The organism is Fibrobacter sp. (genome assembly GCF_017551775.1).
Lineage (GTDB): Bacteria > Fibrobacterota > Fibrobacteria > Fibrobacterales > Fibrobacteraceae > Fibrobacter.
The window spans coordinates 1-9,872 of record NZ_JAFZKX010000011.1 but is presented as its reverse complement, the minus strand read 5'-3'; the positions used below and the strand labels follow the sequence as shown (position 1 = coordinate 9,872).

Annotated in this window: 8 protein-coding genes, 1 other RNA gene and 2 pseudogenes; 7 read left to right on the top strand and 4 right to left on the bottom strand. The window is 51.3% G+C overall.

The features are described 5' to 3' along the window. Both IK012_RS00975 and ssrA read right to left on the bottom strand, forming a co-directional pair. A pseudogene (locus IK012_RS00975) lies at window positions 1-236 on the bottom strand (aconitate hydratase); the annotation flags it as partial. A 479-nt stretch (window positions 237-715) separates the two neighbouring features. Further along, window positions 716-1,076: a transfer-messenger RNA gene (gene ssrA / locus IK012_RS00970) on the bottom strand. A gap of 289 nt (window positions 1,077-1,365) precedes the next feature. On the opposite strand from ssrA, the gene IK012_RS00965 reads away from it, so the two are divergent. The 4 genes from IK012_RS00965 to IK012_RS00950 all read left to right on the top strand — a co-directional run bounded on the left by IK012_RS00965 (window position 1,366) and on the right by IK012_RS00950 (window position 6,091). After that, window positions 1,366-2,988, top strand: a complete 1,623-nt coding sequence (locus IK012_RS00965; RefSeq protein ID WP_290949430.1) for a cellulase family glycosylhydrolase — start codon at window positions 1,366-1,368, stop codon at window positions 2,986-2,988. 310 nt (window positions 2,989-3,298) lie between these two features. Continuing rightward, the gene (locus IK012_RS00960; protein ID WP_290949429.1) at window positions 3,299-4,138 is read left to right on the top strand and encodes a TIGR02147 family protein; all 840 of its coding nucleotides are present in this window, start codon (window positions 3,299-3,301) and stop codon (window positions 4,136-4,138) included. Continuing rightward, on the top strand, window positions 4,131-5,585 hold the full coding sequence (locus tag IK012_RS00955; protein ID WP_290949427.1) for a LamG-like jellyroll fold domain-containing protein: 1,455 nt from the start codon (window positions 4,131-4,133) through the stop codon (window positions 5,583-5,585). Before IK012_RS00960 ends, IK012_RS00955 begins: the two co-directional genes overlap by 8 nt. Continuing rightward, complete coding sequence (locus tag IK012_RS00950; RefSeq protein WP_290949425.1) at window positions 5,582-6,091, top strand: PAS domain-containing protein; 510 nt, start codon at window positions 5,582-5,584, stop codon at window positions 6,089-6,091. Before IK012_RS00955 ends, IK012_RS00950 begins: the two co-directional genes overlap by 4 nt. 266 nt (window positions 6,092-6,357) lie before the next feature. On the opposite strand, the gene IK012_RS00945 is transcribed toward IK012_RS00950, so the two are convergent. Continuing rightward, window positions 6,358-6,654: a hypothetical protein gene (locus tag IK012_RS00945; RefSeq protein ID WP_290949424.1), complete on the bottom strand. Its 297-nt coding sequence runs from the start codon at window positions 6,652-6,654 to the stop codon at window positions 6,358-6,360. A 364-nt stretch (window positions 6,655-7,018) separates the two neighbouring features. On the opposite strand from IK012_RS00945, the gene IK012_RS00940 reads away from it, so the two are divergent. From IK012_RS00940 to IK012_RS00930, 3 genes are all read left to right on the top strand, one after another. Then, window positions 7,019-7,591 carry an RNA polymerase sigma factor gene (locus tag IK012_RS00940; RefSeq protein ID WP_290949422.1) on the top strand — a complete coding sequence of 191 codons (573 nt, stop codon included), beginning with the start codon at window positions 7,019-7,021 and terminating at the stop codon, window positions 7,589-7,591. Between the two features lie 96 nt (window positions 7,592-7,687). Then, window positions 7,688-8,464: a hypothetical protein gene (locus IK012_RS00935; protein ID WP_290949420.1), complete on the top strand. Its 777-nt coding sequence runs from the start codon at window positions 7,688-7,690 to the stop codon at window positions 8,462-8,464. Beyond that, on the top strand, window positions 8,451-9,086 hold the full coding sequence (locus tag IK012_RS00930; protein ID WP_290949418.1) for a PrsW family glutamic-type intramembrane protease: 636 nt from the start codon (window positions 8,451-8,453) through the stop codon (window positions 9,084-9,086). The genes IK012_RS00935 and IK012_RS00930 overlap by 14 nt, the downstream gene beginning before the upstream one ends. 293 nt (window positions 9,087-9,379) lie before the next feature. Here the strand turns inward: IK012_RS00930 and IK012_RS00925 are convergent. Further along, window positions 9,380-9,872, bottom strand: a pseudogene (locus tag IK012_RS00925) (pyruvate:ferredoxin (flavodoxin) oxidoreductase); the annotation flags it as partial.

Below are 9,872 nucleotides of genomic sequence, written 5' to 3'. Positions count from 1 at the left end.
GTGAACTGAAGCAAGGCCATCTGGTCGGTGGCGTCCTGCATGGCGACGCGGTCCGGGTGGAATTCGGCAAAATCCTTGCCGCGTTCGTAGGTCCTATTCTCGGCGCCGTCGATCAAGTGGCTGTAGATGATCTTTTCGGCGAGGGTGAGCGGACGGCCCAGCTGCTTGCGGGCAGCTTCAACGCGGGCGGGAATGCGGGCATAGACGCCCTGGATCATGTCGAAATTGAAAAGCATAGTTACCTCATTTATTTTTCGCGCGAAAAGATAGAAAAATGGCTCCGATTAGTCGAGGGCTCGCGCCTGCATTTCCATAAATAACCCCGAGACGACGAACGAACGGTCTTCTGTGAGCAACAAGCGCCTCGTATTGCGATTATATCGCATAAACCGGCGCCTCAACAATAGAAACAAGTAAACTTGTTTCTGCTGTACTCGGCTTAGGTTTATCTAACGAGGCGTGGTTGCGAAAGTGAGTGAGAATCCGGAGAATTCAATGCCCGGGATGTAGAACGAACGGTCTCTAAATCCTCACCTCCAAAAAAAGGCCCTGCTGTATGGAGCCATTATTTCAGCTTTCCGTGAGCCCTAAGCGGCCTGTATTAACAGGCCGTGTGGGCGAGAGTGAGCGAGAAACCGGAGGTTTCATTGCCAGATATGACGAGCGAGCGGTTTTTGTAAAAACACGAAAGGGCAGGCGCATTGCGCCAGCCCTTTCGTGGAGGTGAGGGGAGTCGAACCCCTGTCCAAAATCACGTCCATGTCCATTCCTACAAGCTTTCCCTTCGCATTTAAGATCTCGTCTTGTCCACGCCCAAGAAGGTCGGCGCAGAGTTTGACCAGCCTAGTGAATCTCGGACTCTAGCCCCAGGCATGCGAGAATCCTATCCCATATTTCGTCCGGACGTACATCCCGATGGGAGCGGAATGAGGCCCGGCGTTGCCGCTAATTAGGCAGCGAGTGCGTAGTTTTCGTCAGCACTTATTTTTTTTTCAGACTTTTTTACGAGTGCCCTCGTCTGAGACCTCGGCTTGCAACTAACACTTCAGCGACCCTGTCGAAACCAGATCACCCCCGGTGTTTCACCGGGGGTGATCTGGTTGAGACTCGTCGATTAAACGCGACCAAGTGGGAGCGTTTAAGCCCTTGAGCAATCGCAGATTGCGAAAGGCCCGTAGGGCGAGCCTAACGCGAGTAGCGATAGGCGAGGCAAACCAGGCACCCCCGATAGATATCAGGATATCTCAAATATAAAAAAATAGCGCTGGATTTGCAAAGTATTCCCATTTTTGCCGTTTATAGCCCATTTTTCAGCCCATTTATATATATTTATATGCGAAAAACAAGATTTTGGAGTTTTTAGGCATGAACATAGCCACCGCCAAACCAGGTTTCTTTGTGCAGGACCGTTTCCTCTACAGCAAGGACAACGAGAAGGTCATCCTGCGCGGCATAAACCACATGTTCATCTGGACCGACCGCGAAGGCAAAACAATTCCCGAAATGGCGAAGACCGGCGCGAACTGCGTCCGCATCGTCTGGAACACCCGCGGGCGCATCAGCGACCTCGATTCCATCGTCGCCCAGAGCATCAGCAACGGGATGATTCCCATCGTCGAACTGCACGATACCACCGGCAACTGGGACAAGCTGCCCGAAGTGGTCGATTTCTGGCTGCGCGACGAAATGCTCCAGATGATCAACAACCACCAGGAATACCTTATCCTCAACGTGGGCAACGAACCCGGTTCCCACGAAGTGCCGCCCGAGGAATTCTTCGACGTCTACAACCTGATTGTCACCAAGATGCGCGCGGCAGCAATCCGCGTGCCCATCATGATTGACGCCGACAACTGGGGCCAGAACGAGAAGAACCTGCTCGCCGTAGGCCCGAAGCTCTTGCAGGCGGACCCGGAACACAACCTGCTGTTCTCCATCCACATGTGGTGGCCCAGCGAACGCCACGACCCCGAAGCTACAGGCTTTTCCAACGTCGCCGAGCGCGTCACCGTGTGCCTCGAAAAATCTATCGAAGCGAACATCCCGCTCGTGGTGGGCGAATTCGCACCGATGGCTGTGGCCGGAGTGCGCGAGATTCCCTACAAGCACATCATGAGCGAGTGCGAACGCCTGAGCATCGGCTGGCTCTGCTGGAGCTGGGGCCCGGGCAACTCCGACTGCCCCGAGATGGACATGACGGAGCACGGCTCGTACAACACGCTTGTCGGCTGGGGCAAGGAAGTCGCCATCGACAGCCCGCTCGGAATCCAGAACACAAGCGTCATCCCGAACTTCATCCAGAACAAGGATTTCACGACCGGCTCGCAGGGAGGCGGCGCGAACATCATCGAGAACGGAGACTTCTCCGCAGAGAACCCGCTTGACGGCTGGACCACCGACTTCTGGGGCGGCAAGGCCGAAGTTTCGGCCCGCGACGGCGCGATACACTTCGACATCAAGCAGGCGGGCAAGGAAACCTGGGGCCTGCAGTTCAAGCAGCACCTGGTTCTGCGCAACGGAATCACCTACATCTTCAGCATGCGCGCGAAGGCCGACAAGCCCCGCACGCTCAACGTGAACATCAAGCGCGACACGCAGGAATACACGCCGTACGCCAACGGACGTATCCTGGACTTGAGCACGAGCTGGCAGAACTTCAGCTGGAAATTCACCATGAAGGAAGACACCGACTCCGACGCGCTGCTCATCTTCGACATGGGCGGAAGCCCGATATCGTGGACCCTCGCCGACATCAGCCTCGTGCAGGCCCGCAGCATCGCCGACAGGCTCAACCGCACCTTCCAGCGCAACGTGCAGAAGAACTCCGGCTACTTCAACGCCCCGAACGGCCCGTGGGAACTGCACCTGTACAACGTGAAGGGCGAGCTCGAAGAGGTGCTCGACCGCGGCAAGGGCGGGGAAGGCATGCGCAGCTATCCGAAGATCGAGAAGGGCGGTATCATGGTCGTCAAGGACGTCGCAGGATAGCGCTCCCGGCCCGATTTAGGGGCTTGCTCACATTTTTTTGCTGTATCATGACGGCGGATTGGTAAAATCCGTCGTTTTTTTTCGTTTTTGGACGAATTTTCTTGTCGTTTTCTATCGCTTTACATCACAAAAATATTCCCTTCCGCAATATTCTAGTGTATAATATCATACGTTTTCAACACATTTGTATCATGGCAAAAACAACGAAAAACGTAAAAAAGGAGAAAAATTGCTCTATTTTCGTAAAAAATTTGATTTTTGTATCATGAACCTATTGCACTTCGAAAAAAAAGAGTATATATTCAATTGTATGAAACGTGTGATGGAATACCAGAATTATCGCCTGTATGTGCGTGACTTCTATACGGAGCGCAAAATCCGCTCCGGGTTCACCTGGCGTGACTTCGCCAAGGCGGCCGGATATTCCTCTCCCGTTTTCCTCAAGCTGGTTTGCGATGGCAAGACCAACCTGAGTGACGTGGGCATCGAGCGCGTGGCTAACGCCATGGGCCTTGTCGGAGCAGACTTGCAATATTTTCGAGCCCTCGTCAATTTCAACCAAGAAAAGGATTCCTCGAAGAAAAAGGAGGTCTTCAAGGAACTCCGCGCCATCGCCAAGGAAAACGAAATGACCCTCGTGGGTGAGGATCAGTACGACTACTACGAGTCCTGGATCAATCCTGTGCTGCGTGAACTCGCTCCGCAGGTTCCAGAAGCCACCCCGGCGCAGGTGGCCGACATGCTCGCGTTCGACACCCAGGCCGCTGAAGTGAAGAAGGCACTTAAGCTCCTGGAAAAAGTCGGGCTCCTGAACAAGGATTCCAAAGGCAGATTCGAACAGTCGTCCAAGGCGATAACCACCGGTAACATAGAGGTCACAAGCCTCTCGGTGCGTGAAATGCACCGCCAGATGGGAGAGCTCGCGGTTCGTTCACTGGACGAAGTACCAGTGAACGAACGCGACATCTCTGGCCTTACGGTGGGCATTTCTGAAGATGCATACGGCCGCATCGCAAAGGAAATAGAGGATTTCCGCCGCCGTGTCGCGTCGATTGTCATGCAGGATACGGATGAAGACCGCGTTTACCGCCTCAACATCCAGCTGTTCCCGCTGACCAAGAAGTTTAAGGGGAGGGGTAACAATGCGTAATCTGCTTCGCATAGTGAATGCATGTGCGTTGATTGCCGGCGTTTCCGCCAGCATCGTTTTGACCGCATGCGGGCCGCAGCTTTCGGGCGGCATCAGCGAAGAAACGAATACTGTCGCAGGCGTTCTTCTCGATGATGCGGGCAACGCCATGGTCGGTATTTCTGTATGTGCGCGTCATTTCGTGGTCGATACGCTCGTTTACTCCGACACGACCGATTCCGAAGGCAAGTTCGGATTTCCGATTATCCGCGAAGGGCAATACGGCCTCAGTGCGACGAAGGACAGCTTCGCCTACTACAGCACCCTGACTTTCGACGGCACCGAGCAGACCCTCACCGCGCAGCTCGAAAAGACAAAACCGGTCTCGGGCAATTTCTATCTCCGTCCCGACACCACAACCAGCGGCATCAAGATTTACATCCCGGGGTCCCCTTGGGAAACCACGACCGACGAAAACGGCAAGTTCTCTTTCAAGAACATTCCTTACGGCGTCGTTCCGCTGTACGCGAAGTCCCCGGACCCGGTACATTACAACAATGCAGTGTACATCGTGACCAACATGGAGTCTTCCATCACGTTCCGCGGCCCCATGCCCACAGGATTGTTCGAAAACAACTCCATAGGCTATGATCTCGCCGAACAAAAAGATTCCGACGAATCGGACGATTCGCTCACGGCATCCTCTTCGGCACCGTCCAATTCTATCGTGATTACCGGCGAAGAGCGTGACTCGAGCGAACTGCTGTTCCCGCTTTCTCCGGAATACGGACTCAGGAGCTGGTGGCCGATGGATTACCTCGCCAATACGGACAAGGACACCAAGAAGGTGGACGACGCCCGCGGAGGTACAGAAGGCATCCTGCTCTATGGCGTGGACTCCCTCGAAGACGGTCCGGCCAACAAGGCGCTCGCGCTCTACGGCAGTGACCAGTTCGGAGTCATTGAAGGCGAACGCAGCATTCTGGACAGCGCAAAGTCCTTGACGATCGAAGCTTGGATAAACATCGAAGACCCCGAATCCAAGAATTACCGCAGGAACATTATCGGTAAGCTCGGGTTCGGTTCCAGCGAAGACAGCGACGTGTTCAGTCTCGCGCTCGTGCAGGGCGAATGCGACCGCGAAGAGGTCTCGCTCGGGTTCTTCATCGCCGACGGCTCCAGCAATTCTCTCGAATGCGAAGACGCGGTCTTTGTCGACTACATTTATTTCGACAAATGGATTTATGTGACAGCGATTTGGGACGGGAAAACCTCTGCGTTATACATAAATGGGGTGAAGACCGCCGAAAAGGCAGTCTCGGTAACGCAGATAGGCACGTCGACCGAGCCGATATTCTTCGGCAAGGAAGATGTGAATCTCAAACTAGACGATGTACGGTTGAGTACAACGGCCATAGGAGAATCCGATGTGCTTTACCGCTACTATCTCAAGGGAGGTGCAAAATGATCGACAACGAAAACAACCTCGATATCGCTCGATTCGAAGTCAACCAGAGCGGCCGAATCCTTTCGGGAAACAAGCGGTTCTGCCGCATGTTCGGATTCACCGAATCCGAAGTCGTGTGGCATTACATCACCGACTGTTACCGTTACCGTGGCGACTGGGAAACCTTCAGCAGCTGCGACAATCTTTCGCAGACGCAGTTCATCTTCCGCATGCGTAACCGCAAGGGCCGCAGCTTCAAGTGCTGCCTCTCTCGCGAAATCGTGCAAGATGCCGATGGCAAGATCACCTTCCGCAACACTGTGAGCCGTCTCGGCGAACCCGTGCTGGCGAAGGAATCTGCTCCTGTCGTAGAAAATCATTCCGTGGTGTTCATCAACAAATGTGCCCACTGCGGCGAACAGGTGCGCGTGAATACGCTCGCAGAAACACGCATGCGCGTGCTCTGCGACAATTGCGCCGCGAAGGCCTATCCCGAGGCCTTCAACCTCGCTGCCGCGCAGGTCTAGCTGTCCTGCGGTCATATTTGCACACCAAAATTCTTAGTTCTGGGGGGGAACGGCATATGAGACGGTTTAAAAGCTCCGTTTCATATGTTTTTTTTATAGGGGGCATTGCAGCGCCGGCTGACTCGATAAATATTTTATAAAATAAGGGAAAAAGATGCAATGCTTCGGGAACAGCACGACTAATTGCGTGTATTATAAGAAGTTCAATTTACCATATAAAAAACGGCAGAAATTTGCATTCTGCCGCTTTTTTTGAGATGTATTTTTTAGTGTTTTTTTTTCGAATATTTAATTATAAGCGTCACGCAAACTCCCAGAACAAAACCCAAAACAGCGACCAGCACGTATCCACCGGCCTCGGCCGGTAGAATAAAGGCTCCGTATTCGGATTGAACACCGGAAACTCGAGAATTAGAGAAGATGCTTATAACGGCAAAGAGGGCTATCAGACAAAAGCTGGCGGATGCGGTAAGGATATTTGTAATCTTTCTATCATGCCTTAGCTTGATTATTTTGGCACGCCGCTTGATTTCACACAAAGCTCTTTCTGTCGTGTATTTCATATTCGAGTTCCGTTTTTTGCTCTCCTTTAATTTAATTACACGAAGCGGGTTTATTACTCTTTACTTTATGTAAAAAAAATATCACGTTTGCTTGGTACAACCTGCTATTTAATCATATCAGAATTATCTTGTTTAATTTTTGTATTACACTCGTATTTCAACGTGTGCTGTCGTTCTTTTACTTTTCCTGAGTTTTTGAATAAATTCACAAACCGCTCAAAAAAAAGTTCTTGACTTTGCTATTTTGTTAAAGTATATTCTGTGTACAAACTAACGTATGCTTAATTTAAGTTTGTTGTAAGTTCGGTAAGAATGTCATTTTTGATTAAAAAAGCACCTGCCATCGAAAACGGAGAACCAGTCAATGCCTGACAACGACGGACTGCTATATACTCGTTTTCTTGTCGACAACGACCAAGACGCTCTTGAAGATCTATTTAATAAATACAGGGACAGCCTAGTCCTATTTATTCATGGGTTTATTCAAAACATAGACGACGCCGAAGAACTGATGATGGATACGTTTGCGATATTGGCGTCTGGAACGAGCCGCTACAAAGAGAAAGATAACGCTTCGTTCAAAACCTGGCTCTATGCCATCGCCAAGAACCAGGCGTTGCACTATTTGCGAAAACGCAAAATCAAATACATATCCTCGGAAAATGACTTTTTGAACAACGTGCAGGCCGATGCAAGCCTTCAGCCGGCCACAATCCTGCTGAATAACGAAAGGGACAAGCAGTTGTATCAAGCGATGGAATCAATCGACGCGAACTACAGGCAAGTTCTGTTCCTTCAGTGTTTCGAGAACTTGAAACCGGAACAGATTTGCAGAATCATAAGAAAAAACATCAAGCAGACATATAATCTTTTGGCCAGGGGAAAAGAAGCCCTGCGCCTTGCCTATGAAAGGATTGGTAACTCATGGGATACGTAGGGTATATAATCATCGGTATAATTTCTTTCTTTCTGGGAGTTGCGGCGACTCAACTGGTATTGCATCTGATAAAGATCAAACGGGAGAGTTCCCCGAATGAGTGACGAGACGCTGGTCGATGTCTTGGGGAGCATAATTCAAAATTGCATTCTAGCTGTTGTCATTGCGAAATCCATCGGGATGATGCCTTTCGGTAAAAAAAGCATCCTTCCGATTTTCTTCGTGTTGACAATGGTGAGTTTCCTTCTGAGCAATCTGTATTGGATTGCTTACGACCTTGTAAATCCCGGTACGCGAATGCCCATTGCCGCGAATGAAATTGCGGAATGCGCGGCCATACTGCTTTTGTCGGTGGGATTGGATTCGGTATTGAAGAACCACAAGAAGGTTCCCGGGGAAATTCTGTTTGCCATCCTCTACACTGTTGCCAATATCGTGTTATGGATTGTCTGGTCGGGGGAGTGGTTCCAAGATATATTCTTCGGGATTCCTTATATTTACTTCTTGTGGCTCTTGATACGCGGCTTGCGCTCCCGCAAATCCATGTCACAAAAGAATCTGAGCCTTGCGGCGGTGACAAGCGTAGTTGTCCTTGCCCTGCTTGCAATGCTTCCGATTTCAGAAGGCCCCGTATATGCGTTCGCGAAGTACGGGAGCTACGTGGTGAAATTCGCCCTGATGGTATGGCTCGGAATCAAGAGTGTCCAGAGCAAGGACATCTTTGTGGTCTCGACGTTCTTTTTATGGACTAACCTCGCCATGTTCTCGAGCGCGGAGTGCTACTACTATGTAGCATTCCTCGCAAATACGGTCGCATTTCCAATCATGTACATATCAGTTAAAAAGGAACTTTCCGACAATGATATATGCTGAAAACATCCTGATATGCATTGTGGTTCCGCTGGCGATTTCCCTGCATTTCATCAACGGGAATGCCCGCCGGATTATAGCCTCATTCATCGCGGGCATGATTGTCTGCATTCTGTCTGCGTATATGGCCGGCTTCTTCCAGTTGGTATCCGGATTCAATTCAGAAAATACCTCTATTTTTATTTCCCCGATTATAGAAGAAATCATGAAGCTGTTGTCCGTTCTGTTCTGCGTTTACGTGTTCAATCCGTCGAACGAAAAAATCCAGCTGTTCGCTGTCGGTATCGGAGCCGGCTTTGCGACCTTCGAGAATTCCTGTTACCTGCTGTCGCCCGGCATTCAGCATCTCGGCTATGTGCTAGTCCGCGGGGCAGCCGTCGGAGTGATGCATATCGTGACCATGGTCGCCATCGCCAAGGGCATCAAGATTCTGAAGACGTACATGGTGTTCTCCTTCGCCGGGATTGCGGGCGTCTTGTCGCTATCCATGACCGTGCACGCGCTCTACAACCTGCTGGTTTCAAAGCCGGGAATTTCTTCGTATGTCGGGTATGTAATGCCGATGGTCTGCGCCGTGCTGTTGTACATGATAAGCAGCAATTCGAAGAGATATAACCACAAGTGATTGTATAAAAAACACCCCGCCACTCATCGTGACGGGGCGTTTTAATTAATCGTCAACCGATTAGAGGCTGATCAGGCCTTCAGTGTCCTTGGACATCGCATCGTAGAATGCGTAGCGAGCGTCAGTACGAGACTCCGCATTCAACTATCGCATATAAGAACTTATGGAAGTTGAATGCTCCGCGCTTCGAAGGCTACTTAAGAGTAGCCTCCTTCGCTTGGCGGTGGACGCCCGCTACTAAAAAACACCCCGCCACTCATCGTGACGGGGCGTTTTAATTAATCGTCAACCGATTAGAGGCTAATCAGGCCTTCAGTGTCCTTGGACATCGCTTCGTAGAATGCGAAGCGAGCGTCCACTTCCTTCTGGAGGTCGTCGGCGAGCTTCTTGGCAACTTCCGGATTGTTACGGGTGAGCTGCTTGTAGCGGTTTTCGGTGTAGATGTATTCTGCAACCGGGATCGTCGGCTTCTTGGAGTCGAGGATAAGCGGAGCCTTTCCTTCGGCGGCGAGAGCCGGATTGTAGCGGAGCAGAGTCCAGTAACCGGAATCCACAGCCATCTTCTGGTGCTGAAGCTGGCTGTTGAGATCGAAACCGTGGTTGATGCAGGGGCAGTAGCAGATGATCAGAGACGGACCATTGTGTGCTTCTGCTTCCTGGAGAACCTTCAGGGCCTGAGCGTCGTTTGCGCCGAGGGCGATACGGCCCACGTACACGTTCTTGTAGCTCATGGCGATGAGGCCGAGGTCCTTCTTGCCGGCGCGCTTACCAGCGGCAGCGAAGAGG